Raw genomic sequence first — 26,378 nt, forward strand, 5'->3', positions numbered from 1 at the left:
CCTCAGCGCCGGCGGACGACCACCCGGACCCGGTCGGAGCCGACCCGCTGCTTGGTAGCGCCGCGGACGGTCACCTTCTTCACTCCGCGGACCCGCTTGCCGACGGTGAATCGGGCCACCGCGGTGCCGCGCGCGGTCGCGACGCCGCGCACCCTCCTGCCGAGGAACGTCGCGGTGAACCGCTCCCCGGGGAGCAGGCCGCCGACCCGCACCCGCACCTTGTCCCCGGCCCGGGCGGTGCCGGGGGCCCGGACCTGCAGCCTCCGGGGCGGGGTGGCGACGGTCCAGGCGAGCTGGCGCTCGATGGTCGTGCCGTCGGGGGCGCGTACCCGGACCACGACCCGGTGCGGGCCGGGGGTCCGGAGCACCTGCTGGGTGCCCGAGTCGAGGCAGCGGGTCGCGGCGGCGGTGCCGAAGCGGCAGGTGACCTGGAACCCGCGCGAGGAGTACGGCGTGGAGACGGGGCCGGTGGGGTTGTCGACGTTGCCGAGGATGTCGCTGACCTTCAGCCGGAGCATCTCGGTCAGCGCGTCGGACCGGGCGCCGTCGCGGCTCAGCGTGGCCCGCAGCACCCGGGTGGTGAGGCCGCGGGTGTACGGCGTCGGGTCGACCGGCTCGGGACCGGCGGTCTCGACGTGCACGCTGACCTCCCAGTCGCCGTCGGGCGCGCCGGCCGGGAACGGGAACGGCTGGTCCACCGCGCACGGCTTGGGGAAGCCGGGCACCTGCTGTCCCGAACTCTGCAGGTCGCAGACGACGGTGCCGGTGAAGCCGGGCTCGGCCGTGGGGTCGGCGGCGTCGAGCGACGGCTCGTAGGGCACCTGCACGACCCACTCGGGGAAGCCCGTCCGGGTGATCACGTTCGTGTCGCCGGAGGGGACGCCCGAGAGGATCGCGCGGTAGCCCTCCAGGAGGGTCGGCACGATCGCCAGCACGGCCTGGGCCGGCGCGGGTCGGCTCTCGGGCAGCGAGATCCCGCCGGAGAGCTGGTCGACCGGGAAGTAGAAGGAGTAGAGGCCCAGGTCGGCCGTCTCCGGCTTGCCGACCACCGAGAGCGTGTACCGGCCCTGGTCGTCCGGGCCGTCGACCGCCGGGGTCAGCCCGGCGGGAAGCTGGTCGGCGATCTCTCCGATGAACGGTGCGATCCCGATGGTGGCGTCGGGGATCACCTCCGACGGCTTGACCCTGGTGATCACCACCTCGCTGTGGACGCCCACCGGCATCCGCGTGTACGGCGTGCGGTCGTCGTACGTCGCCCGGTGCTCGCCGTCGATCTTGAAGCTCTGGGTGGTGCGGTAGCCGTAGGAGTTGGTGATCGTGACCGTCACGTCCTCGAGGAACGACTGGTCCTCGGGGAGCTTGAAGACCGGCGAGGCGCTCCAGTTCTGGTTGGTCGGCGCCGAGGGCGGACCCTGGGTGAGCGGCTGGGTGAGGCACCCGCCGTCGCCGAGGTCCTGGCAGGTGACGGTGTAGTCGCGGACCACCCGGTTGCCGCGGTTGTCGTCGGCCCACTCGATCTGCACGTCGAAGGTGTCGCCCGGGGTGTCCTGGGCGAGCTCGAGGTCGACGAACAGGTTGCCGTCGTGGGTCAGCCGCTCGTCGACCAGCTCCGCCTTGACGACCTCGACGTTGGGCACCGCCACGGTGAACTCGATGAAGCCCGTGGCCGTGACCTCCTGGTCGTCCAGGTCGACCAGCTCGACGACGGCGCGGTAGTCGCCGGGCTCGTCGAAGTCGGTGACGAACGCCGGCTGCGCGTGGGTCTGGATCGTCGTGGGCCGGCCCTCGTCGTCGAGCCGGTCGACCCGCCACCGGTAGGCGTGGCCGACCGGAACGGCCTGGCTGGCGTGGGCACGCAGCACCACGTCGCGGCCGGGGAGCAGTGCGCCCTGGAGCGTCGGGACCACGCTCAGTGCCGGCTGCACCCGGGGGTGGGCGTCGACGAGCCGGTAGGTCTGCGGCTCGTTGCCGAAGCTCTTCACCAGCCACTCGTCGGTGAGGTAGGGATCGCTCCGCTCCTCGCCGAGCTCGGTGATGACGAACCGCCGCTGAGGAGGTTGCGGGCCGGCGCCGTCCGGGTCGATGAGCCGGATCGACATGAGGGCCGGGGTGCCGTCCGGCATCTCGTAGCGCACCGAGCCCTGCGGCCTCGCGGTGCCCCACCCGCCCGGCACGCTCGGGGCCACCATCAGGTGGCCACGGCTGAAGTGGACCTTGCGGGAGATGACCGGCTGGCCGGTCGTCGTCTCGTCGTTGGCCGCCACCACGGCGGTCGACACCGGGAGCGTGCTGCCGTCCTCGGGGCCGTCGTCGAACCAGACGTCGCCGTCGTCCGGCAGCACGTCGTCGTGACCCGTCTCGGGGTCGGGTCGCACCTTGCCGCCCTCGAACATCGTCCACTCGCTGACGATGCCGCGCAGCTGCTCCTGGAACGCCGGGGTCTGGTGGAACGGCGCCGGGGCGCCCTCGGGTCGCTCGCCCGTCTCCATGTCGAGGCCGGCGTAGGAGGGTGCCAGCGCGTCGATCCCGAGCGGGTCGTCGTTCTGGGCCGCCTGCTCGTGGCGCTGCCGCAACGTCTGAGGCACCGTGGCCTCCTCGACCAGCTGCCAGATCGCGATCGCGGTGGTGATGAGCACGTCGAGGACGGCCCCCACGATGCCGAAGACCAGGGTCGCCCCGCGGACCGCCTTGCTGACGACCTTGATCGTCTGGGTCACGTTCTCCACGTCGAAGTACGAGCGGGTGTAGGGCGACAGCGCCTTCTGCACGGCGCCGGAGAGCCTCGGCGTGGCGGCGGTGATCGTGGCCGCGACCCCGGCGCCGAGCACGCTGCCCCCCATGCCGTAGAGGGTCGCCACCCCGTAGTCCATCCCGGCGGCCATCTTCCTGACCTCTGGGTGGGTGGCGTGTTGGAGCATCGGCGTGGGGTGGCGGTAGGTGCCCCACGCCTCGAACGCCTCGACCGAGGGCGGGTTCTTGGCGTACTCGAACATCTGCTGGTAGCCGTAGGCCCGGTTGCAGCGCGCCGCCGTGTTGGCCGGGTTGGTGAACAGCGGCACCTCGGTGTTGGGCCGCGGCGGGATCGGGTAGCTGCAGGGGTCCTTCTCCCACCGCTCGTACTCGGCGAGGGCGTTCTTGGCGCGGGCGACCTCCCGCGAGACGAGGAACCGCACCAGGTCGTCGTAGGTCCGCCGCTCGTCGGAGGTCATCCGCTCGGGGTCGTAGAGGCGCAGGTTCAGGATGCTGTTGAGCCGCGCCAGGATGTAGGCCCGGATCTCGCCGCGGAGGTAGCTCCTCAGGATGTCCGGGTCGTCGGTGCCGTGCAGCACGTTGATCGCGTCGACCGCCTCCTCCTCCAGCCACGCGAGGTTGGGCCGGAAGAAGCCGTTGGAGCCGCCCATGCCGACGGTCTCGATGAACGGCTCGGGCACGGTGGTGCCGGTGCCCAGCTGCTGCTTGACGTAGGTCTCGCCGATGCACAGCCGCACGTCCTCGGGCGCGTCCTCGCCCGGGATGCCGGTGCACTGCGGCGGGAGCGGCACGTCGCCGATCACGACGTCGGTCTGCGTCGTCACGGGGTCCCAGGTCCACGTCGTGCCGGAGACCGGCGTCCCCTCCACCGTGAAACCCGGGATCGTCGTGAGCACCACGGGATCGTCCGGCCCCGCGGCCACCGCCGATGTCGTCGGGGACGCCGTGAGGACGCCCGTCACGAGGGCGACGGAAACCGTCGCGACCAACGTCCTGACCATTGCGTGCATATCGACCCCCACCGTCGATGGTGGGCCGTGGTCCAGACCGGCTCAATAGCCCGAAGGTGCCATTGCCACGAGCGCAGCGCCCGCGCCCGGCTAGGAGGCGCGGCTGCAGGAGGCGCAGAGGCCGAAGAGCTCCACGGTGTGCCGCACGTCGACGAACCCGTGCTCCTCGGCGACCTTGGAGGCCCAGCGCTCGACCGCCGGGCCCTCGATCTCGGCCGTGCGACCGCACTGGCGGCAGACGAGGTGGTGGTGGTGGGTCGGGCTGCACAGGCGGTAGACGGCCTCGCCGGCATCGGTCTGCACCTGGTCGGCCTCGCCCGCGTCGACCAGCGTCTGCAGGGTGCGGTAGACGGTGGCCAGCCCGACCGTCTCGCCCTGCTGCCGCAGGGCGGCGTGGATGTCCTGGGCGCTGCGGAAGTCGTCGGTGGCCCTGAGCTCGGCCTGCAGCACCTGCCACTGTCGGGTCTGCCGCTGTCGCGGGGCGGCGCTCCGGGGACGACTGTCGGTCACGGGGGAAACTTACCCCGCGCCGGGTGCCCCCCGGACGTCCGCCGCACCGGGGCCGGCCGCGCCCCTCCGCGGCCCGCATCGGGTCGCCGTCCACACCGCCGCGCGGCGTGCGTGGCATTTCGGTCGTTCCTATCGATAATGGGCCTCAGTCCGACGAATCCGAGGAGCCATGGCGACGTCCGAGAGCCGCACCACCGTCCCCCCGGGGACTCCGCCGAGACCCGTGCTCGGGCAGCCGGAGATCGTGGGCGGAACGCTGCTGGGGGTGATGCTAGCCGGCAGCTGGATCGCGCCCCGCCTGGAGGTCGCGAGCCTTCAGACCTGGAGCACGATCTTCGTCGCCATCGTCGTGCAGTCGGTGCCCTTCCTGGTGGCCGGGGTGCTGCTCTCGGCCACCATCTCCATCCTCCTCTCGGAGCGGGTGCTGCGACGGGTGGTGCCCCGCAACCCGGTGCTCGGCGTGCCGGTGGCGGGCGTCGCCGGCGTCGGCCTCCCGGGGTGCGAGTGCGCCGCCGTCCCGATCGCCGGCAGCCTGATGCGACGCGGGGTGGCGCCCGCCGTGGCCCTGACCTTCCTGCTGGCCGCACCCGCGATCAACCCCGCCGTGCTCGTCTCCACCGCCGTGGCGTTCCCCGGCCAGCACGAGATGGTGGCGGCCCGCTTCGCGGCCTCGCTGGCCACCGCCGTCCTGGTGGGCTGGTGGTGCCTCTCGCGTGGTGACCGGCTGCCGGTGCGACGCACCGCGCCGATGCTCTCGGAGGGGGCCAGCGCGCGGGGGCGGTTCGTCGCCACCGTGCGCCACGACTTCCTGCACGCGGGCGGCTTCCTGGTCGTCGGCGCCGGGTTGGCTGCCGCCGTCAACAGCTTCGTCCCGCGCAGCTGGGTCGACACCGTGGCCGGCCAGGCGGTCCTGGGCGTTGTCACCCTGGCCCTGTTCGCCTTCGTCGTCGCCCTCTGCTCCGAGTCCGACGCCTTCGTCGCGGCCAGCTTCACCGCCTTCTCCGACACCGCCAAGCTCGTGTTCATGGTGGTCGGGCCGGCGATGGACGTGAAGCTCGCGGCGATGGAGGCAGGGCAGTTCGGCGGGGCGTTCGCCCGCCAGTTCGTGCCGGTGGTGATCGGCACGGCCGTGGTCGCGGCGAGCCTGACGGGATGGTGGTTGCTGTGACTCGTCCGACCCAGGGCATCGTCCTGGCCTTCCTGGGTGCGGTGCTGCTCCGCCTCGCGCTGGGCGACGGCTACCTGCGCTACGTCACCGCGTGGATGCGGTGGCCGCTCATCGCGAGCGGCGTGCTGCTCCTGCTCCTGGCGATCGGGCCGGTCCTCGCCGGCCGCGGGCAGGACGGGCGGCAGCCGGACGGCGACCCGCACGCCGGGGACGACGGCCACGGCCACGGCCATGACCACGGAGCCCACGGCGTGCCGGCCTCGGCGTGGCTGATCCTGCTCCCGGGCCTGGTGCTCTTCACGATCTACCCGCCCGAGCTCGGCTCGTACCTCGCCGAGCGCAGGGCGAACCAGGCCGCGGCCGCCGCGCCCGGCGACCTCCAGCCGCTCCAGGACGGCGGGGTCGTGGCCATCCCGGTCCAGGAGTTCGTCTGGCGGGCCCAGAGCGGCGGCACGACGCTGGTCGAGCGCGATGTCGAGCTCGTCGGCTTCGTCACCCACGAGGAGGACGCGTGGTTCGTCACCCGGCTGACGCTGGGCTGCTGCGCCGCCGACGCGCTCGCCTTCCGGGTGGAGGTCCGGGACGCCGACCGTCCGCCGCGCGACCAGTGGGTCTCCGTGGTCGGTCGCTACGTCGAGGGGTCCGGCTCCTCGATGGACTCGGCTCCGGTGATGGCCGCCAGCGAGGTGACCCCGGTCGACAAGCCGCGACAGACCTACGAGTGAGCGCGCTCGAGCGGCTGGTCCGTCGGACAGTGCTCGGCGTCGTGGCCTGCGGGGTCGTCGTGGCTGCGCTCCTGGTGCGCGACCCCGGCGAGGACGACGCCGGCGCGGGCGCGGCAGAGCCGTCGAGCCCACCGCCGGTCACCAGCATCGAGACCTTCTGCCCCGCCTTCGAGCGGATGGCGGTCACCCACGCCAACAACCTGGCCAACGGCACGGAGGTCTCGCGCCGGGAGGTCGAGGAGGCCGCCCGGCAGGTCCGGGAGCTCGGCTCGGCCCTGCCGGTGCCGGAGCCCATCCGAGCCGGGCTCGAGGGCTTCGTCGCCGGTCTGCTCGGCGAGCCCTCGCAGGCCACCACGGTGGAGCTCGCGGAGTTCTCGCGGTTCCTCGAGACGGCCTGCCCGGCGACCTACTGAACGGCGCTGGTCACCAGCACCGCGCGCTCGTCGTCCGCCGCCGGCAGCCGTCCCGACCGGGCGAGGAGCCCGTGCCGGGGCGCCACCAGCCAGGCGACCAGGAACGCGGCGGCGAGCACGAGCACGATGGTCCCGCCCACCGGTAGGTCCCAGGTCCACGACACGTAGATGCCGACGAGCGCCGACACCGCTCCGATGACCGGCGAGACGACCATCATCACCACCAGCCGGTCCGTCAGCAGCCGCGCCGTCGCGGCGGGGGCCACGAGCAGGGCCAGCACCAGGACGTTGCCGATGGTCTGCACCGAGATCACCACCGCGAGCGTGACGAGGACGTAGAGGACCAGGTCGTAGACGAAGACCGGCAGCCCCAGCGCCCGGGCCATCTCGCGGTCGAGGGACACGGTCACGAGGGGGTGGTGGACGACCAGGAGCACGGCGAGCACGAGCAGCCCCACTGCGCCGATCACGACGAGGTCGCGGTCGGGCACGCCGGCCAACGAGCCGAAGAGGAACTGCTGGAGCGATCCCGCGTAGCCCGGTGCCCGGGAGATGATCACGACCCCGAGCGCGAACGCCGCGACGAAGAAGACCCCGATGACGGAGTCCTCGCGCAACCGTCCGCCCTGGCTGAAGACCGCGATGAGCACGGCGGTCAGCACCCCGGAGACGATGCCCCCGACGATCAGGTTGCCGGACACGACGAAGGCGATCGCCAGGCCGGGGAAGACCGCGTGTGCCACCGCGTCCCCGATGAACGCCATCCCGCGCAGGACCACGTGGCATCCCACGACGCCGCACACCACCGACGACATCACCGCCACGGCCAGGGCCTTGGGCAGGAAGCGCAGGTCGGGGTTGAGCAGGTCGCCGAGGAAGTCGAGGGGTGACATCACGAGGCCCTGACGACGGAGAGGAACGGGCTGTCGGGCCCGACCCCGAAGGTCCGGGTCCACACCTCGGTGCGGTGTCGCAGCTCGGAGGCGGTGCCGGTGGCCACGACGGTGCGGTTGAGCAGCACCACCCGGTGGCAGGTGTACAGCGCCGAGGCGATGTCGTGGGTGGTGAGCACCACGGCGCGGCCCGCGGCCGCCAGGCCGCCGAGCATCACCAGCAGCGACTCCTGGGTCGGCAGGTCGAGGCCGGTGAAAGGCTCGTCGAGCAGCAGCACACCGGGGTCGAGGGCGAGCGCCCGCGCGACCAGCACCCGCTGCCGCTGACCACCCGACAGCTGGCCCGCCTGGCGCTGGCGCAGGTGCTGCATCTCGACCAGCTCCAGCGCCCGGTCGACCGCGCGCCAGTCCTCGACCCGGGGCCGCCGCCCCGGTCGCCAGGCGCCGGTGCGGCCGGTCAGCACCACCTGCTCCACCGACACGGGGAACGACCAGTCGAGCTCGTGGCGCTGCGGGACGTAGCCCACGGTCCCGGCACGCGGTCGCACCCGGTCGCCGTCCACCGACACCGACCCGGCGCGGGTCGGGGTCAGCCCCAGGACCGCGCGCAGCAGCGTGGTCTTGCCCGCGCCGTTGGGGCCGATCAGCCCGACCAGCTCGCCGGAGGAGACGCGCAGGTCGACGTCGCGCAGCACCCCGCGGCCGCCCAGGTCGACGGCCAGGCCGCGGATCTCGAGGATCACCGGTCGCCTCCCGTCAGCGCCGCGGCCCGCGCGCGCCGTCCGCGCACCACGACCAGCCCGGCGAGCAGCGCCAGCACCAGCGCGCCGGCCGCGACCGGCACGAGCACCGGCAGGCCGCCCTCGTCGTCGGACGCGGCCGAGCCCTCCGGGTCCGCGGTCACGGCGCCGGCCGGGTCGTCGGCGGGGTCGGTCGGGTCGTCGGCAGCACCCTCGGCAGGGGGCGGCGGGACCGCCAGCGCCTGCTGGGGATCGGTCTCGTCGCCCACCGCGAACCGGAGCGTGCGGGTGGTCGTCTCCTCGGACCCGTCGACCAGGGTGGCGCTCGCCGTCACCGAGACCAGGTAGGTGCCCGGACGGGTGAACACCCAGTTGGCGTGCGTGTGGGTGTTGACGTCGACGAAGAGGTCCTGGGGCTGCCCCGTCGCCCGCGAGTCCCAGAGCACGTCGGGGGCGCCGAAGCCGCCGTCCTGCAGGTAGACGAGGAGCTCGCCGGGACCCTCGACCGCGGCGAGCGAGAGCGTGACGCCGCGATCGACGCGCTCGATCACCTGGGGGTCCTGGGTGTTCCAGCCCAGCCACACCACCTCGGTGTCCTGGGTCTGGGGCACGACGTGCACCGGCTGCCCGGCCGGCACGCCGAGGAAGGCGTAGGCGGGGTCGTCCGGCACCTCGCGCTCGGCGGTGTCGGCCACCCTGACGACGGTGCGGTCGGGCGAGCGCCACACCGAGCCCTCGACCTTGGTGTCGTCGTGGATCATGAGCGACCAGTCGCCGTCGACGTAGCGGGGGCCGAGGTCGACGTGGCCCAGCTCCAGCACGGCCGGGCCCTCGGCGACGGCCTGGCCCTCGTCGATCTGCTGGGACAGGTCGTCCGCGGACGCCGGGGCCGCAGGGAGCAGCAGCAGTGCTGCGAGCGGCAGGACACGGGACAGGAAGGACGGCATCGGTCTCTCTCAGAAGGGTGTGGGGGTCAGGACAGGCAGCGACGGAGCGACTCGGCGTTGAAGCGCATCATCGAGACGTACGACGAGACCCGGTCGTCGAGGGTGTCGCCGTAGATCGGGCAGACGTCGACGCCCTCCTCGTCGGCGACCTGGGTCAGCACGGGCGCCCGGGCGGCGAGGCCGGGCTCGAGGAACACGGCCGGCACGTCGAGGTCGCGGATCGTCGCGACCAGCTTGCGCCGGTCCGCCAGCGACGGCTCCGCCGAGGGGTGCGGGGTGACGAACCCGGCGATCTCGACGTCGTAGGCGTGGCCCAGGTAGGCGAAGGCGTCGTGGGTGGTGACGAGGTAGCGCCGGTGCTCCGGGACCTCGGCGATGGTGCTGCGGACGTGGTCGTCGAGCTCCTCGAGCTCGGCGAGGTAGGCGTTGGTGCGCCGGCGGTAGTCGAGCGCGTGGTCGGGGTCGGCGGCGACCAGGGTGTCGCGGATGAGCTCGACGTAGGCCATCACGTTGCCGACGTCCTGCCACAGGTGGGGGTCGATCTCGCCGTGGACGTGCTTGCCCAGCACGGCCTGGGCGAGCTGGTGCACGGGTGTGCCAGGCTCGCCCAGGAAGGCCAGGCGGCGGTCGGACGGGATCTCCACGAGCGCCTTGGCCGGTACGTCGATGACGACCTCCTCGGCGGCGAACGACCGCTGGGTGGCCTCGCCGCCGCCGCTCGGGTCGTGGCGGACCCCGAGCGTGCCGGCGTCGAGGTCGACGGACAGGTCGGCGTGACCGTGGTCGAGCACGGTGCGGCCGGGCACCGCCGCCGCGGGCGGCACCCCCACCGCGAAGGTGAAGGTCGCCTCGGCGACCGGCTCGGAGGCGGTCTGCTCGTCGACCTGGATCCGTGCGGCGAGGTGGAGCCGGTAGGTGCCGGGCTCGCTGAACATCCACGACATGTGCGTGTGGGCGTCGACCGGTAGCACCGCGGTGTCGTCGCGCCAGCCGTCGGCGGCGTCGAAGCCGTCACCGCTGTCGAAGTAGACCTCGGGGTCGCCGAAGGACCCGGTGAGGTAGCCGACCATCCGGCCCGGGCCCTCCAGCCCGGTCGCGCTCAGCAGCACGTCGGAGACGCGGCTGGCGCCGTAGCGCTCACCCTGCCCAGCGGCGCGCAACCCGAGCCAGATCGTGTCGAGGTTAACCTTCTCCACCATCGGGATGATCTCGGCTGCGTACTTCACGGCGTCCTCGGCCAGGGAGACGTTGACGGCGTCCTCGGGCAGGTTGGCGTCGAGGGTCTTGATGACGTTGTGCTCCTCGAGCAGCAGGTAGTTGCTGAAGGCCACGTCGGCGTAGACCACGTCGCGGGCGCGGCGCAGCGTCGGCTCGTAGGAGTGCGGGTCGGCCCCGTCGGGGACGATCGGCACCACGTCCACGTCGTCGCCGCCCACCTCGCCGACGATGTCGGCGAGCAGTCCGGTGGTGGTCACCACCTGGAGCCGGTCGCTGCGGTCGGACAGCGCCGGCGGTGGGGCGCAGGCGGTCACCAGGCAGGCGGCGACCACCCCCACCGCGGCGGCGGTCACCCGCCTCACGCCGACCGTCTCCTGCGGGCCAGGACCAGCAGCCCCAGGCCGCCGGCGACCGACACCAGGGCGGCCGCCGCCAAGGGGACCAGCCCGGCCGGAGCACCCGTGTCGGGCAGCACGCACCCGACGGCCGACCGGTGCACGGGCGGCGCGGAAGGGGCGCCCGTCGGCGACGGCTCCGCACTGGTCGTCGCGGACGGGCTCGCCTGGACGCGCGACCAGGCCGGGGCGGCGCGTCCGGCGGTACCCGCACCGGCGCCGACCGTGAACGACAAGGTCGCCTGGTCCGAGACCCGTCGGCCGTCGCCCAGGGTCGCGGACTGGGTGAGCGTGACGTCGTAGCTGCCCGCCTCGGTGAAGACCCAGTTGGCGTGGGCGTGCACGTTGAGCGGCACGTCGAACGAGCGCGGGAAGCCGGGCGCCGTGCCGAGCACCTTGTCGCCCACCCCGCCGAAGGAGTCGGTCTGGTAGATCGCCAGCCGGCCCGGACCGGTCACCGAGTCGAGGGTGAACCGCACCGGCCCCCGCACCTCGGACCGGACGGTCGGGTGCTGGGTGTTCCAGCCCAGCCACGGGACTCCCGAGGCCTGGGTCTGCGGCATCAGCCAGATCGGCGACCCCGCACTGCCCAGGAAGGCGTACGCCGACCCGGCCGGCACCTGCTGGCGGGCGCCCTCATCCAGCACGAAGCGCACCGACTCCGGCACCACCCAGCTCGGCGGCTGGGTGCGGTCGTCCTTGACCCGGGCGACCAGCGCTCCCCCGGCGATCTCGGCGCCGAAGTCGAAGTGTCCGTCGCTCACCGGGGTCTGCCGTCCCGTCGGCTCCTGGGCTCCGCCGGCCGAGCCCTCGGCGCCGCTGGCGGTCGGCGCGGGCACGCAGACCGGGGCCTGCGGCGCCGGCGGCGCGCCGGGCCCACGCGCCGCGGACGGCGCCGGCGGCGCCGACGGGTTCGAGGCGGGTCCGCCCGCCGAGTTGCCCGAGCTGCCCGGGTTGCCCGAGGCGTTGCGAGCCACGGTCACCGGCGCCCAGCCGAGCAGCCGGTCGCTGGCGTAGACGGCGAGCCGGTGCCGGCCCGCCGGAGTGCCGGGAGGCACGCGCACGTCGACCAGCGACCGCGCGGCACCGGCGGTCCGCCAGCCGAGCTGGCGCTGCCCGCGGCTCGCCAGCACCGGCATCGCCCAGCTGCCGGGCTCGGCGGCCGGCACCCGCAGCGAGAGCCGGTCACCGGCGGCGACCGTGCGCGGCGTCGCCACCACCCCACCCCTGTTCGCGGCGACCAGCCGGTCGGCCGCCACGAGCACCGACGGGGCCACCGGAGCGGTGGGCCGCGCCCCCTGCTGGCAGGGGCCCACCTGGAAGAACAGCGTCGAGCTGGAGGTGACCGTGCGACCGGAGGTCAGCCGCGCGCTGTGCGTGGTCGCGACCCGGTACGTGCCCGGCCTCGTGAACGACCAGGTGGCGTGGGCGTGGGTGTTGCGCGGGATCGACAGCTGACGTGGCCACCCCGCTGCCGTGCCCAGCACCCGGGTGACGCTGCCAAACGCGCCGAGCTGGTGGACGAAGAGCTGACCGGGGCCGTCCACGGCATCGAGGCGCCAGGTCGTGGTGCCGTCGACCTGGGCGACCACGCTGGGGTGCTGGGTGTTCCAGCCGAGCCACGGGACGCCGTCCTGCTGGGTCTGGCCGATGTTCCAGACCGTGCTGCCCGGCGTGCCGAGGAAGGCGTGGGCGTCGCCGGGCGGCACCTGCGCACGGGCGGCGTCGCCCAGCGCCACGAGGACGGAGGACGGGGCGCGCCAGCTCGGCGGCTGGGTGCGGTCGTCCTTGATCCGCGAGCGAAGCTGTCCGTCGACGACCTGCACCCCGAAGTCGAGGTGTCCGTCGGCGACGGTTTCGGCGTCGGCGGCCAGCCCGGGCACGGTGCAGGTGCTCGCCGCGGCCGCGGGTCCGCGGGCCGGCGGCGGGGAGGGGGCCGGGGTAGGCCCGGCGTCCGGGTGCGGGCCGGGTGTGGGCGTGAATGTGGGTGTGGACGTGGGTGTGGGTCCGGTCGGGGTGACCTCGACGACGTAGCGAGCGGCCGGGCCGGTCGTGCGGGCGCCGTCCGGCGCGAGGAGGTGCGCGGTGGCCTCCACGGCGTAGCGGCCCGGCTCGGCGAACCGCCACTCCTGCCACCCGTACGACGCCGCCCCGAGCTCGAGGCGGTCGGCCTCCTCGTCCCCGGTGTCGACCACGAGCCGCTGCGCATCGGTCGGGTCGGTCGGGTCGTCCTCCACGACCACGACCCGGCCGGGTCCGTCGACCACCAGGTCGACGTCGACCTGCGCCACCTGCTCGACGGGCAGCCCCCAGGTGCTCCAGCCCAACGTGGGGAGGCCGACCGTGGAGGCGGCCGGCAGGACGTACCCGGCGTCGCCGGCCCGGGCGAGGTCGCCGTCGACCCGGACGACCACCTCGTCGGGGGCGTGTGCCGCACCGTCCGCCAGCACGCGCAGCGCGCCCGTGCCGGCCTGGACGTCGAGAAGGGTGACCGCTCCGTCCCGCAGCTCGTGCACCGCGGCGTCGGCGCGGGCGACGCCGGTGGCGCTGCCCACGACGACGAGGCCGAGCGCGGTGACGAGACGGAGGAGGGGGCGGGACGGAGCGGTCGATCTCATCTGGTCCTTCTCCGGGTCAGCGGACGACGCGGATCGTCACGGCCGCGCGGCTCGAGCGGTGGTTGGCGCCACCGGGGTAGGCCACCACCAGGCGGTGCAGACCGGGCCGCAGGCGGGACAGCCTCACGCCGGCACGACCGCGGGCGTCGAGACGCGCGGTGCCCACGACCCGGCCGCTCTTGCGCACGACGACCTTGCCGCTCGCCGGGAGCGGCGCCCCCACGACCACCCGCACCGTGGCGCGGGCACCGGCACGGACCCGCCGCGGCGCGGTGGCGCGGGTGCGGGTCGCGGCCTTGGTGACGCGCAGCACCACGGGGGGCGAGGTGCTCGCACCGAGCGAGGTCGCTCCCGGCACGAACGAGGCCACCACCTGGTGACGGCCCGCGGGCAGGTCGCGCGGCAGCGTCGCCGTGGCGGTGCCCTGGGCGGAGACGCCGACGCCGGACGCCAGCACCCGGGCACCGCTGCGGAAGGTCACCGTGCCGGTGACCCCCTCGCCGGCCACGGTCGCCGTGGCCCGGACCGGGCCGGTGGCGCCGTAGGACTGGGTGGCGCGGCTCAGCCGGACCGCCGTGGTCGTGGCGGCGGGGGCGGGGTCACGGACGTCGAGGGTGAGCGGGGCGGACTCCGCGATCACGGCGTGGTCGTGGTCGAACAGCCGGACCGCCACCTCGGCCCCGTCGTGCTCGGCGGTGACGGGCAGCGTCGCCGAGGCCGCGTCGGAGCCGGGGATGTAGGTGAAGAACTCCTCGCCCGGCTTGCGGACGTACCAGTGGAAGTGGTCCTCGCCGGTGGGCGGCTGCTGGGTCGAGGACAGCTGCACGGTCTCCCCGACGGTGTACGACGCCTTGTCGGCCGCCGCCGTGAGCGTCGTGACCGGGGGCAGCGTCTCCACCGAGAGCGTCAGAGGCTGGGAGGACGCCACGACCCGGTGCTCGTCGTCGTAGAGGCTGGCGTAGACCTGCGCGCCGTCCCACACCATCGAGGTCGGCAGCTTGAGCTCCTGGGTGGTCGAGCGCTCGCTGACGGAGAACTCGCTCTCGCCCGCTCGCTTGACGAACCAGTGGTAGTGGTCGAGCTCGGTCGCCTCGCTGGGGGCCGCGGTGAGCGTGATCCCCTGGCCGTAGAGGTACTCCGCACCCGCCCGGTTGGGCGTCACGGCGAGGTCGAGGGTCGGCTCCTCGGCACCGATCTGCACGTGGTAGCTGGCCGGCGGACCCGTCAGCGTCTGGCCACCGGTGGTGGTGGCCCGCGGGGTGGCGGTGATCGAGTAGCTGCCCTGCTCGGTGAAGAGCCACTCACCGTGGACGTGCTGGTTGACCCCGACCTTGATCACGTCGGGCGCGGCCGAGGTGGTGTCGACCTGGTGGTTGGTGACGGAGCCGAAGGCGCTCCACTGGTAGAGGTGGACGTCGCCCGGGCCGTCGATGTCGAGCTCGATCTCGACCGGGGTGCCGCTCTCGGGCAGCGTGGTGCCCTGCGGGAGGCTCGGCTTGAGGCGCTCGGTGCTCCACCCCGCCCAGGGCAGGCCCGCCTCCTGGGTGAAGGGAAGCACCCAGGTCACCGTGCCCTGCTCGCCGAAGAAGGGGCACCCGCACGCCGCCGGCGGGGTGGACGGCGTGACGAACTCGGCCGCCTCGGCGTCGGCCTGGACCGTCACGTCCTCGGGGGCCCGGGTGACCGGTCCGGGTGCGTAGAGACCGGTGTCGTCACGGACCTGCAGCCGCAGGCCGCTGGCCCCCGGGTCGTAGACCACGTCGAACAGGTCGATGTGGCCGTCGTCGAGGACGAACGGTCGCTCGGCCTGGGCGGCCTGCACTGCTGGTGAGGTGCCGGCCACCAGCGCACCGGTGGCGAGCGCGGCAGCAACGAGCAGCCGCAACGGGTTCTTCATGGTTCTCCTTCGTCGTGGGCAGTGCTCCCACGCGGGAGCAGCATGCCATTTGATGAAAATGGTTATCAATTCGACTTAGCGGGCGATGCGCAGGAGCAGGGAGCGGTCGACGGCCCGGGCGACCAGGTGGTCTCCGGGGCGCACGACCCGGACCACCCGCCGGCCCGGCCGCGCTTCACCGGCCACCGGAACCCGCACCGTCGCCCTGCCCCGGGTGTCGAGGCGTGCGGTCACGGTGCGTCCGGCGAAGGTGACCCGAATCCGCCCGCGGGCCGGCACCCCCGGAACTCGGACCCGGACCTTCACGACGGCGGTCCCGCCAGCACGGACGACGCGCGCCCGGGCGGTCGTCGTCACGTGCGCGACGGCACGCGTGACCACGACCGGCGTTCTGGTGGTCGAGGGCAGCACCGCGCCGGCGACCCCGGAGTAGCGCAGGGTCAGCGACCGCGTCCCGGGACGCAGCGCCCTGGCCGGCAGGCGGACGACGGCCCGCCCCAGGACCGCCCGGGCCCGGACCGTGCGTCCGGCGACGACGGCCGAGACCGTACCGCCGGCGCCGGGCGTGACCGTGACGGGCAGGTCGGCGCCGCGGCCGTAGACCTGGCGGACCCCCGGGGCGGAGAGTCGCGAGGCGACGGCGCCGGCCGCGGGCCCGACGTCGAGCACCACCGGCGCCGAGGGGCCGTAGGCGACCTCACCGGTGGGCGTGACGACCGCAGCGGTCCACTGCGTCCGGTCGTCGGCGGCGGTCGCGGTGAAGGTGTGCTCGGCGCCGGTGGCACCGGTGACGGCGACCGGTGCGGCGTCGTCGGGCCCCTTCCGGTACCACTGGATCCCGGGGAGCACGGTCGCGGGCGAGACGGTCGCCCTGAGGGTCAGGGGCTCGCCCTCGCGCCCGGCGCCCGGAGGAGCGATCGTCACCTTCTGGTCGGCCGGAGCCCCGTGGTCGTCGACGAGGACGGTCACCGGGTCGGTGGTCAGCGGGGTGGCCCCGCTCGCGGGACGCAGGGTCGCCCGGATCTCGACTCCGTGCAGGCCCTGCTCGGCGATCAAGGTGCGCTCGAGGCCCGCCGCGCCGTCGTACGGCGACCAGGCCGCCTGACCCGGCCAGCGCCACTCCCACTCGATCGTGTCGGTGGCGGCCGGCTCCGGGTCGGCGGCGAGCTGCAGGTGGACCTGGCCGCCCTGGTGGTAGTGGTCGCCGAGGCTGTTGAAGAAGAACAGCTGCTCGGTGGGATCGGCGGCTGAGACGTTGACGACCAGGTTGGCCTGGGCGGCGTTGGCCGTGTGCCCGGCGGCGTAGGTGTGCCACGCGACGAGGGTGAGCGTGCGTCCGTGGTCGGCGAGGGTCAGGTCGCGGGTGAAGCGCAGTGCGGTCGGGTCGGTGCCGGCGTCGAAGGTCTCGTCGGCACCGCCGCCGACCCCGCGCAGGATCCACTCGTAGCGCAGGCCCGGTCGGACGGGATGGACCTCGGCCCGGACGTCCATGGACTGCCCGACGCGGTAGACGCCGCGAGCGCCGGAGAGCAGGACCTCACGCCGCTGCCAGCTCACGGCCACCGGGGCCGACTGGGCGACCACGAGCCCGTCCCGGACCACCTGCACCGCCCAGTGGCCGTCGAACGCGGTGTAGGGCTCCACGCGCAGCGTCCGGTCCACGAGGGTGCCGAGGAAGACCGGGCTCCACCGACCGGTGGTGCGCTGCACGGCCTGGATGGTCTCGCCGGCAGCCAGGGCGCGCCCGGTGACGGCGGCCGTGAGGTCGTCACCGACGTACGCCGGCACCGGTCCGGTCCAGGCGATCGACAGGGGCTCGACGGTGGTGTGGACCTCGAGGGGCACCCAGGGCGACTCCGCCACGACGGACGACCCGGTGCGCAGGCGCACGGCCAGCTCGTAGCCGTCGTACGACGCGTCGACCTGCTGGGTGAGCGTCCCCTGGGCGGCCTGACCGCCGGAGCCGCTGAACGACGCGCCACCCCCGGTGCTGCCGGCCGGGCGGAGCCGCCACTGGAAGCTCTGACCCTCCCCCAGGGCGACCCCGGAGACGGAGGCCTGGAGCGTGTCGCCGACCGCGTAGGAGTCGAGCACCCCGGTGACGACGGGCTCCCCCGCCATTACCTCGGAGGCAGTCGACGCCGGACCGGCGCGGACCGGGTCGACGACGCCCACCACGAGCCCGGGCGGGAGCAGGAGCGACAGGAGCAGGACGAGGACCCGGGGGCGGGGCCGGCGTAGCAAGGGCATGACACCTCTGTTCAAATGAGAATGGTTGTCATTATGACCTAGCGTCGCGCGGTCGTCCAGCCGGGCCGGCTAGTGCCACCGCACCAGGACCCGCCCGACGTGGTCCGTGGGCACCAGCCCGCGAACGGTGACCGCGGACGATGCCCGGCGGAGCGGTCGGCGGGCAGCGTGGGAGACGCGTGGATCTCGCGCGATTCCCCTTCCTCTGCATGTGTCTGGAGTGATCGACAGTGGCGACAGTTCTCTACCGGCTCGGACGGTGGGCCTTCCGACGACGGCGGCTCGTGGCGGGTCTCTGGCTGGTGGCGGTGGTGCTCGGCGCGGTGGCCGCCGCGACGGCGCCGTCCGCCGACGAGGAGGACCTGTCCATGCCCGGCACGGAGTCGCAGGAGGCGTTCGACCTCCTCGACGAGCGGTTCCCGCAGGGCGGCTCGCAGGGCGCCGAGGCGCGGCTGGTGTTCCAGGCTCCCGACGGTCAGCGGGTGACGGCCGGCGAGCACCGCGCGACCATCGAGGAGACCCTCGGCTCCCTCGACGGCAGCGACCAGGTCGCCTCGGTGACCGATCCCTACGAGGAGGGAGCGGTCAGCGACGACGGCACGATCGCCTACTCCACGATCGCCTACACCGCGGACGCCGTCGACCTGACCGAGCCCACCCGCAGCGACCTCGAGGACGCCGCGGACCGGGCCCGGGACGCCGGGCTCGTCGTCGAGATCGGCGGCTCGGCCCTCGACGCGGAGGTGGCGCTGGGGGGCACCACGGAGCTGGTCGGCGTCGCCGTCGCGGGCGTGGTGCTGGTCGTGACGCTCGGCTCGCTCGTGGCGGCCGGCCTCTCGCTGCTGACCGCGTTCTCGGGCGTCGTCATCACGCTCGGCACGGTCTCCGCGCTGGCCGGCCCGCTCGGCCTGACCGACACCGTGTCGATCCTGGCGCTGATGCTGGGGCTGGCCGTCGGCATCGACTACGGCCTGTTCGTCACCTCCCGGTTCCGGGACGAGCGGGCTCGGGGCAGCTCGCCCGAGGAGGCCGCCGGGCTGGCGGTCGGCACCGCGGGGTCGGCCGTGGTCTTCGCCGGCGCCACGGTGGTCATCGCCCTCGCCGGGCTCGCGGTGGTCGGCATCCCCGAGCTCACCAAGATGGGGCTGGCCGGCGCCGGCGCCGTGGCGCTGGCGGTGCTCGTCGCGCTGACGCTGGTGCCGGCGCTGCTCGGCGCCTTCGGACGCCGGGTGCTGTCGCGCAGGGCACGCAGGTCGGGGACGGAGGACGTAGCCGGCGCGGACGCCGCGCCCCGGGCCGAGCGGCCCGGTCTCGCCACCCGCTGGGCGCGGTTCGTGCTGCGCCGCCCGGTGGCCGTGCTGCTGGCCGCCGGGCTCGGCCTGGGTGTCGTGGCCGCGCCGGCGTTCGCGCTCGAGCTCGGGCTGCCGGGCGACGAGTCCAAGCCGGTGGAGACCACTCAGCGACGGGCCTACGACCTGCTCGCCGACGGCTTCGGCCCGGGCTTCAACGGTCCCCTGACCGTCGTGGTCGACACCGCGGGGTCCGGCGACGGCCCCGCGACGACCGACTCGGTCGCGGAGACCCTGCGCGGGCTCGAGGGCGTCGCGTCGGTCACCGGACCCGTGCTCGACGAGAGCGGCGACACCGCGCTGCTCACCGCCGTCCCGAGCACCGCGCCGAGCAGCAGCGAGACCAAGGACCTCGTGCACGACATCCGCGACGCGGTCGCGGGGGTCGAGGCCGACACCGGCGCCCAGGTGCTGGTGACGGGCACCACCGCCCTGAACATCGACATCTCCGGCGCCATGGCCGACGCGCTGCTCCCCTACCTCGGCGTGGTGATCGGGCTCGCGGTGCTGCTCCTCATGGTGGTGTTCCGCTCGGTGCTGGTGCCGGTCAAGGCGGCGCTGGGGTTCCTGCTGTCGGTGGGGGCGGCGTTCGGCGTCCTGGTCGCGGTCTTCCAGTGGGGCTGGGGCGCGGACCTGATCGGCATCGAGCAGACCGGGCCGGTGATGTCGCTGATGCCGATCCTGATCATCGGGATCGTCTTCGGCCTCGCGATGGACTACGAGGTCTTCCTCTTCACCCGGGTGCGCGAGGCGCACGTGCACGGGGCGACGCCGGACGAGGCGCTGGTGCACGGCTTCCGGCACAGCGGGCGGGTGGTCGCGGCCGCCGCGATCATCATGGTCAGCGTCTTCGCCGGGTTCATCGGCATCCACAGCCCCACGATCCAGACGATGGGCGTCGGGCTGGCGTTCGCGGTGGCCTTCGACGCCTTCGTGGTGCGGATGGCGATCGCGCCCGCGGTGCTGGCGCTGCTCGGCCACCGGGCGTGGTGGCTGCCGCGTATCCTGAGCCGCGTGCTGCCGGCCGTGGACGTCGAGGGCGAGGCCCTGCGCAGGCCCGTCCCCGGCCCGGCCCCCGCCGACCGGCCCGACCCCACCGCACCGCGACACCCGGTCGGCTGACGAACCGGCATGACCGACCCGACCGCCTTCCTCCCGCCGTCGCCTCCCTCGCGGTGGCGGGAGGGAGCCGTCGTGGCGACCACGTTCGCGCTGTGCCTGCTCGGCGGGGTGGTGCAGGTCGACGACACGCTGGCGCCACCAGCGCCGGCGGCCTACCTCGTCGCGGCCCTCTCGTGCCTGCCCCTCCCGGCCCGCCACCGAGCACCTCTCCTCGCGCTGGCGGCCACCACCGCGTGCGGCCTGCTGGTCGCGCCGCTCGACCTGCTGCTCACCCCCCTCATCATCGCCCCGGCCGTGGTCGCGGCCCACACGGTGGGCCTGCGCGCCGAGCGGCGCACGGCGACCGTGGCGCTGCTCGCCTCCGCGGGAGTGCTGGTGGTCTTCACGTTGCTGGTGGAGAGCCTGTCGTGGCCGGACGTGAGCCGCCTGGGCGTGGTGGCGGCGTTCCCGCTCGTGGCCGGCGTCCTGGGGCACTCGACCCAGAACCGGCGGGCGTACCTCGCCGCGGTCGAGGAGCGGGCGCTGCGTGCCGAGCGGAGCCGCGACAGCGAGGCTCGGCAGCGGGTCGCCGAGGAGCGGGTGCGGATCGCGCGCGAGCTGCACGACCTGGTGGCCCACCAGATCACGCTGGCCAACGCCCAGGCCACGGTCGCGGCACACGTCCTCGACTCCCGTCCCGACCAGACCCGCCGAAGCCTCGAGCAGCTGGTCGAGACCACCGCCGACGCGCTCGACGACCTGCGAGCAACCGTCGGGCTGTTGCGCCAGACCGGCGACGCCGCCGCGTCCGCTGAGCCGGCACCGGGACTGTCGCGGCTGCCGACGCTGCTGGAGTCGTTCGAGCGAGCCGGCCTGGTGGTGTCGGTGCACCAGGAGGGTCCCGCCCGGCCGCTGCCCCCGGGGGTCGACCTCACGGCCTACCGCATCATCCAGGAGGCGCTGACCAACGTGACCAAGCACGCCGGCGACCGCACCGCCCGGGTCGGGCTGGTCTGGCACCGCGACCGCCTCGTCATCACGGTCGCCGACGACGGTGACGGCGCCCGGGTCGCACCGGGCCCATCCCCGGCCGACCGCTCGCCCGGCTACGGCCTGATCGGCATGCGCGAGCGCGCCGCCGCGGTCGGCGGGGAGCTCTCGGCGGGCCGTCGGCCCGAGGGCGGCTTCCTGGTCTCCACCCAGCTGCCCCTGCCTCCCGCCCGGGCCGGTGCGGCGGCGTACGACCCCGAGGGGGGCGACGGCTCGTGACCGTGCGGGTGCTGCTGGCCGACGACCAGGCGCTGCTGCGCGAGGCCTTCGGGACACTGCTCGACACCGCCGCCGACCTGACGGTCGTCGGCGAGGCCGGCGACGGCGCCGAGGCGGTGCGGCTCACCCGCGAGCTGCGGCCCGACGTGGTGGTCATGGACATCCGGATGCCCGACGTCGACGGGCTCACCGCCACCGCCGAGATCTGCGCCGACCCCGACCTCCGGGACACCCGGATCCTGGTGCTCACCACCTACGAGACCGACGAGCACGTCGCGCAGGCGCTCCGGGCCGGGGCGAGCGGCTTCATCGGCAAGGGCGTCGGCGCCGAGGACCTGCGCCACGCCGTGCGGACCGTCGCCGCCGGCGACACCCTCCTCTCGCCCACCGCCACCCGATCGGTGGTGGCCCGCTTCCTGGCGACCCCGGCGGACGCCCTGCCCCACCGTCCCGAGCAGCTCGAGGTGCTGACCCCCCGCGAGCGCGAGATGGTCGCGATGGTCGCCACCGGCCTGTCCAACCACGAGATCGCCGAGCGGACGTTCCTCAGCCCGTTCACCGTCCGCGCCCACGTGCAGCGCGCGATGACCAAGCTGCACGCCCGCGACCGGGCCCAGCTCGTGGTGATCGCCTACCGCACCGGCCTGGTCCGGGCGACGCCTGACGACGGACGCACCGATGAGTCGAACGCGGTGCCCGGGTCGGACCTGCCATGACGCTCACCACCGCCCAGCTCACCATCTCCCTCGACGGCTTCCTCGCCGGGCCCGACCAGACCCTCGACCAGCCGCTCGGTCTCGGTGGCGAGGCCATGCACGGCTGGATGTTCGCCGACGAGCGCACCGAGGTCGACGAGAGGTGGCGGGAGCACCTGGCCCGGCCTCGCGACGCCTACGTGATGGGTCGCAACATGTTCGGGCCGGTGCGCGGCCCGTGGTCGTCCTACGACGGCGAGTGGCGCGGCTGGTGGGGCGAGGAGCCGCCGTACCACGCCCCGGTCTTCGTGCTCACCCACCACGAGCACGAGCCGATCGAGATGGCCGGAGGCACGACGTTCCACTTCGTGACCGACGGGTTCGACGCCGCCCTGGCCCGGGCCCGCTCGGTGGGGAACGGCGACGTGCTGGTCGCGGGCGGCGCCTCGGTCGTGCGCCAGGCCCTCGCGGCCGGGGAGCTCGACGAGCTGCGGCTCGAGATCGCCCCGGTGCTGCTGGGCACGGGCGAGCGGATCTTCGACCCGACCACCATGGCGAACGGGCTGGAGGTCCTCGCCGCGGAGCACTCCCCCCTGGCCACCCACGTCCACTACCGCGTGGTGCGCTGAGCGGTCCGAGACACGCGGACTGCTGGGCCGGCCGGCCACGCAGCCATCACACTGGTGCCCGTGCCGATCCCGCCGTCCGCCCGCCTCACCTCGATCCACCGGTTCCCGGTCAAGTCCTGCCGGGGCGAGTCCCTGGAGTCGGCCGTGGTCGAGCCGTGGGGCCTGGCGGGCGACCGGCGCTGGATGCTCGTCGACGACGACGGGGTGGTCGTCACCGCGCGGACCCTGAACCGGCTGGTGCTCGTGCACCCCGAGCTCACCGCGACGGGGCTCCGGCTCACCGCCCCCGGCGTGCCCGCGCTCGACGTGCCGATGCCGGGACCCGCCGAGCAGGTCCCGGTGCGGGTCTGGCGCTCGGAGCTGACGGCGGCCGCCACCGGGCCCGAGGTGGGCGCCTGGTTCGGCGAGGCGGTCGGGGCGGCCGTGCGCCTCGTGCACCTCGACGACCCGACCCGTCGGCCCACCAACCCCGACTTCAGCGGGCCACACGACCGGGTCTCCTTCGCCGACGGCTATCCCCTGCTGCTCGCGACCGAGGAGTCGCTGGCCGCGCTCGACGCCGTCGTGCGGGCGAGGTCGCCGGAGCGGGAGCCGCTGCCGATGGCCCGGTTCCGGCCCAACGTCGTGGTGTCGGGCGCAGAGCCGTGGGCCGAGGACGACTGGCGGCGGATCCGGATCGGCGACGCCGTCTTCCGGGCCGTCAAGGGCTGCGACCGCTGCGTGATGACCACGATCGACCCCGACACGGCCGTGCGCGAGAAGGAGCCGATCGCCTCGCTGGCGCGCGTCCGGCGCTGGGACGGCGCCACCTGGTTCGGCGTCAACCTCGTGCCCGACACCCCGGGGGCCACGCTCCGGGTGGGCGACCCGCTCGAGGTGCTCGAGGCGGTGCCGCCGGGCGGCGGGCCGGTGCGACCGGCCCGCTGACCGCCCAGCGCCGGGAGCGGTCCGCGTGCCCCGCGGGCCCGCGGGACGACGTCCCGCGAGCCGGCGAGGGGCTACCGCTTCTTCTTGGCCTTCGCGACCTTGATCCGCGCGGTGGTCGAGGCCCGCTCGGAGAGCGCGTCGCCCAGGTAGCTGATCGTGGCGCGCACGGTGCCGGGCTTCTTGAACTTCGCCAGCCTGATCGTCACCGCGCCGCTGCGCAGCGTGCCGGCGTAGGTCTTGGCGCCGATCCTGACGGTGACCCGGCCGCTCGGCGTGACGCCGGTGGCGCGCACCGAGACCACCACCTTCGCCGCGGTCTTCTTGGCCACGACCTTGCGGGGCTGGACCTTGGCGGTGACGGTGGGCGCGACCTTCCGGACCACCACGGTCGCGGGCCCGCTCTGGCTGGGCAGCGCGGTGGCGCTGCCGAGGTAGCGGGCGGTGACGGTGCGGTTGCCCACGGTCGGGAACGGGCCCACGGTCCCGGTGGCCCTGCCGTCGACGAGCGTGAGCGTGGCGACCTTGTCGGCGCCGACCAGCAGCTCGACCTGGCCGGTCGGCGGGCCACCGGCAGCGGCGACCGAGACCGAGACCGTGGCCTTGTCGCGCCGCACGGTCACGGTGCCGGGAGCCACGGTGAGCGAGGTGGTCGAGTCGCCGGCGACGACGATGGGCACCTCGACCGTGGTGCCGGTGACGTCGCCCACGATCCGCACGGTCGCGGCACCGGGCGGCGTGCCTGCAGGGACGGTGGTGCGGACCTGCGCCCGGCCGGTCTCGTCGGTCGCCTGGGCGTCGACGGTGTTGTCGACGTCGAACTCGCCGAGCGGCTCGCCGTCGAGCGTCACCGCCACCGAGGTGTCCCGCGGGTCGGACTCGCCCGAGAAGGCGAGCGACGACAGGTCGAGCGCGAGCTCGTCGCCCGCGGCGTACGACGCGGGCGCGCCGCCGGGGAACGCGACGCCGACCGAGTGCTGGCGGGGGTCGACCGCCAGCGGCTCGCCGCCGTCGGTCGCCGTCTGCACGAGGTCGGCCAGCGCGGCCAGGCCGGTGCGGCCGGTGTCCTGGCGGTCGGTGCCCTGGCTGAAGATCCGGAAGTTGACCCCGCCGTCGGCCAGCGTCTTCGGCACGGTGACGGAGTAGGAGGCGGTCGGCACGAGCGGCGTGCCGTCGAGCCAGATCTGCTGCACCCGCGAGCCCTCCGGCCCGGTCGGGTCGTAGGTGTAGGTGAACCCGGCCGACGTGCCGAGCCGCTGGAAGGCGACGGCGGGCACGGTGCCGCCGGCGGTGCGCTGCCACTGCTGCTCCAGCACGGTGCGCACCTGGGCCCCGGTGAGCTTCATCGTCACGAGCGTGTCGGCCGAGGGGAGCACCGGCGCGGCCTGCGCGTGGGTCAGGGTCGCGGGGTAGCCGCCGGGGGTGCCGCGCAGGTCGGCGCCCAGCGCGCCCGGGTGGACGAACGAGATCTGCGCGGGCGTCGCGGTGGCCCGGCGCTGCGCCTCGGCCACCAGGTTCCCGAGCGTGGACTCGCCACCGGGGTTGACCGTGGCCCCGCCGGCGAGGGTGGCCCGGGTGAACGGCGCCGCGAGCCGCCCGAGGTCGACCCCGGGCCGCAGCCGCACGCTGCGGAAGTCGACCGCGGGGGCACCGGAGCGGTTCTCGAGCCCGACGAAGCCGTTCGCCGGCGCGGCGCCGGCCCGGTCGAGGGAGTTGACCAGCACGCCGTTGAGGCGCACCCAGACCTGGGTCGCGGTGACCTGGATCGTGTAGGTGTTCCACTGGCCGAGCGGCTTGACCACCGCCGCGACCTTGGCGGCGTCCGCGCTCTTGGTGGCTCCTCCCATGGTCACGATGGCGCCGGTGTCGGCGCCGATCGGGATGCGGTAGCCGTCGCCCGGGGTGCCGCTGCGGCTGCTGGACCCGACGTAGACCCCCGAGTGGTCGTTGTTGCCGGCGCGCCGCCAGTCGACCTCGAGGGTGTACGGCGCGGTCTGCTGCGTGGTGAACCAGGTGGCGCCCTGGCCCCGGAAGCCGCGGATCGAGCAGTCGACCCGGCGACCGAAGCCGCCGCTGCCCGCCTTGCGCCAGCCGTCGAAGGTCGCGAACGTGCCGTCGAACAGGCTGGTCCAGCCCGCCGGGGGCAGGATCGCCGCGGCGAGGCAGGTGTCGTCGGCGAGCGAGCCGCCGACCTGGATGGCGTCGAAGTTGAGGCGGCAGAAGTCGATGCTGCGGTCGCAGGAGATCGCGATGGTGTTGGCGCCCTGGTCGAGGCTCACGTACTCCTCGGTGAACCGCCAGGTTTCCCAGTCCTCAAAGCTGGTCATCGGCAGGCTCATCTGCTGGCGGTCGCCGTTGACGACCAGGCCCATCGAACGGGTGACGTTCTCACCGGCGCCCAGCGGGCCGGCGGCGTAGCGCACGTAGACCGGGTAGACCCCGGCCTCGGGCGCGTTGACGGTCATCGTCGACGTCATCCCGGTCTCGCGGAACGTGTAGGAGCCGGTGCCGGAGAAGTTGCCGTGGTCGCCGGAGTTCAGCGCCGGCCCGCCGCTGATGACGCCGTCCTCGACCTCCACCCAGGCGATGACGTCCTCGCCCGCGGCGGACGCCGGGGCCGCGGTGGTGGCCCCGAGCACCGTCCCCGACACGGCCAGGCTCGCGACCAGCGCGACCAGGCGGGTCGCCCTCCGGCGCAGGTGTGGGGGGCGGGGACGGGCAGACCTGCGCGACTCGTTCAACGGGGCTCCTGGGCTCGGTGCGGGTGCCGGAGCGGCCGGTACGGCGACGCGTCTGGCGGACCGAACGTATGGCGCCGGTCACACAGAGTCAAGAACTCCGTCCATGTTCGTGAACAAGTACGACAGCAGGTTCAA

At 74.2% G+C, this 26,378-nt stretch carries 18 protein-coding genes; 8 read left to right on the plus strand and 10 right to left on the minus strand.

The window, feature by feature from the left end:
- Positions 1 to 2: 2 nt before the first annotated feature.
- A complete protein-coding gene (locus JT721_RS13460) occupies positions 3 to 3,647 on the minus strand; it encodes a hypothetical protein (protein WP_205473653.1) in 3,645 nt (1,214 codons plus the stop codon).
- A 204-nt stretch (positions 3,648 to 3,851) separates the two neighbouring features.
- A complete protein-coding gene (locus tag JT721_RS13465; RefSeq protein WP_205473654.1) occupies positions 3,852 to 4,271 on the minus strand; it encodes a Fur family transcriptional regulator in 420 nt (139 codons plus the stop codon).
- Between the two features lie 244 nt (positions 4,272 to 4,515).
- On the opposite strand from JT721_RS13465, the gene JT721_RS13470 reads away from it, so the two are divergent.
- Genes JT721_RS13470 through JT721_RS13480 form a run of 3 tightly spaced genes read left to right on the plus strand, consistent with a single transcriptional unit; the run spans position 4,516 to position 6,577 of the window.
- Entirely contained in the window at positions 4,516 to 5,439 is a 924-nt protein-coding gene (locus JT721_RS13470) for a permease (protein WP_307828044.1), read from the plus strand.
- Positions 5,436 to 6,164, plus strand: a complete 729-nt coding sequence (locus JT721_RS13475) for a TIGR03943 family protein (RefSeq protein ID WP_205473656.1) — start codon at positions 5,436 to 5,438, stop codon at positions 6,162 to 6,164. Before JT721_RS13470 ends, JT721_RS13475 begins: the two co-directional genes overlap by 4 nt.
- A complete protein-coding gene (locus JT721_RS13480; protein ID WP_205473657.1) occupies positions 6,161 to 6,577 on the plus strand; it encodes a hypothetical protein in 417 nt (138 codons plus the stop codon). Before JT721_RS13475 ends, JT721_RS13480 begins: the two co-directional genes overlap by 4 nt.
- Here JT721_RS13480 and JT721_RS13485 read toward each other — a convergent pair.
- From JT721_RS13485 to JT721_RS13515, 7 genes are all read right to left on the minus strand, one after another.
- On the minus strand, positions 6,571 to 7,473 hold the full coding sequence (locus JT721_RS13485) for an anchored repeat-type ABC transporter permease subunit (RefSeq protein ID WP_205473658.1): 903 nt from the start codon (positions 7,471 to 7,473) through the stop codon (positions 6,571 to 6,573). The two genes, JT721_RS13480 and JT721_RS13485, sit on opposite strands and share 7 nt — an antisense overlap.
- Positions 7,470 to 8,213 carry an anchored repeat-type ABC transporter ATP-binding subunit gene (locus JT721_RS13490; RefSeq protein ID WP_205473659.1) on the minus strand — a complete coding sequence of 248 codons (744 nt, stop codon included), beginning with the start codon at positions 8,211 to 8,213 and terminating at the stop codon, positions 7,470 to 7,472. The genes JT721_RS13485 and JT721_RS13490 overlap by 4 nt, the downstream gene beginning before the upstream one ends.
- Positions 8,210 to 9,157, minus strand: a complete 948-nt coding sequence (locus tag JT721_RS13495; protein WP_205473660.1) for a choice-of-anchor M domain-containing protein — start codon at positions 9,155 to 9,157, stop codon at positions 8,210 to 8,212. The genes JT721_RS13490 and JT721_RS13495 overlap by 4 nt, the downstream gene beginning before the upstream one ends.
- Positions 9,158 to 9,183: 26 nt before the next feature.
- Positions 9,184 to 10,737: an anchored repeat ABC transporter, substrate-binding protein gene (locus tag JT721_RS13500; RefSeq protein WP_205473661.1), complete on the minus strand. Its 1,554-nt coding sequence runs from the start codon at positions 10,735 to 10,737 to the stop codon at positions 9,184 to 9,186.
- The gene (locus JT721_RS21440) at positions 10,734 to 13,388 is read right to left on the minus strand and encodes a TIGR03773 family transporter-associated surface protein (RefSeq protein WP_205473662.1); all 2,655 of its coding nucleotides are present in this window, start codon (positions 13,386 to 13,388) and stop codon (positions 10,734 to 10,736) included. Before JT721_RS21440 ends, JT721_RS13500 begins: the two co-directional genes overlap by 4 nt.
- 16 nt (positions 13,389 to 13,404) lie before the next feature.
- Positions 13,405 to 15,285 (minus strand): choice-of-anchor M domain-containing protein, encoded by a 1,881-nt coding sequence (locus JT721_RS13510; RefSeq protein WP_205473663.1) that lies wholly within the window; start codon positions 15,283 to 15,285, stop codon positions 13,405 to 13,407.
- A gap of 75 nt (positions 15,286 to 15,360) precedes the next feature.
- The gene (locus JT721_RS13515) at positions 15,361 to 17,535 is read right to left on the minus strand and encodes a hypothetical protein (protein ID WP_205473664.1); all 2,175 of its coding nucleotides are present in this window, start codon (positions 17,533 to 17,535) and stop codon (positions 15,361 to 15,363) included.
- Positions 17,536 to 17,819: 284 nt separating this feature from the next.
- Between JT721_RS13515 and JT721_RS13520 the strand changes: the two genes are divergently transcribed.
- The 5 genes from JT721_RS13520 to JT721_RS13540 are packed head-to-tail and all read left to right on the plus strand — an operon-like array spanning position 17,820 to position 23,505.
- Positions 17,820 to 20,006 carry an MMPL family transporter gene (locus JT721_RS13520; RefSeq protein WP_307828045.1) on the plus strand — a complete coding sequence of 729 codons (2,187 nt, stop codon included), beginning with the start codon at positions 17,820 to 17,822 and terminating at the stop codon, positions 20,004 to 20,006.
- A 9-nt stretch (positions 20,007 to 20,015) separates the two neighbouring features.
- Positions 20,016 to 21,254, plus strand: coding sequence for a sensor histidine kinase (locus JT721_RS13525; protein ID WP_205473666.1), 1,239 nt, complete (start codon positions 20,016 to 20,018; stop codon positions 21,252 to 21,254).
- Entirely contained in the window at positions 21,251 to 21,970 is a 720-nt protein-coding gene (locus JT721_RS13530; protein ID WP_205473667.1) for a response regulator transcription factor, read from the plus strand. The genes JT721_RS13525 and JT721_RS13530 overlap by 4 nt, the downstream gene beginning before the upstream one ends.
- A complete protein-coding gene (locus tag JT721_RS13535) occupies positions 21,967 to 22,578 on the plus strand; it encodes a dihydrofolate reductase family protein (protein WP_205473668.1) in 612 nt (203 codons plus the stop codon). The genes JT721_RS13530 and JT721_RS13535 overlap by 4 nt, the downstream gene beginning before the upstream one ends.
- 60 nt (positions 22,579 to 22,638) lie before the next feature.
- A complete protein-coding gene (locus JT721_RS13540; protein ID WP_307828046.1) occupies positions 22,639 to 23,505 on the plus strand; it encodes an MOSC N-terminal beta barrel domain-containing protein in 867 nt (288 codons plus the stop codon).
- 71 nt (positions 23,506 to 23,576) lie between these two features.
- Here the strand turns inward: JT721_RS13540 and JT721_RS13545 are convergent, their stop codons facing one another.
- Entirely contained in the window at positions 23,577 to 26,153 is a 2,577-nt protein-coding gene (locus tag JT721_RS13545) for a 5'-nucleotidase C-terminal domain-containing protein (protein WP_205473669.1), read from the minus strand.
- Between the last annotated feature and the right edge of the window lie 225 nt (positions 26,154 to 26,378).

It is taken from the genome of Nocardioides sp. SYSU D00038 (assembly GCF_016924665.1).
Taxonomy (GTDB): domain Bacteria; phylum Actinomycetota; class Actinomycetes; order Propionibacteriales; family Nocardioidaceae; genus Nocardioides.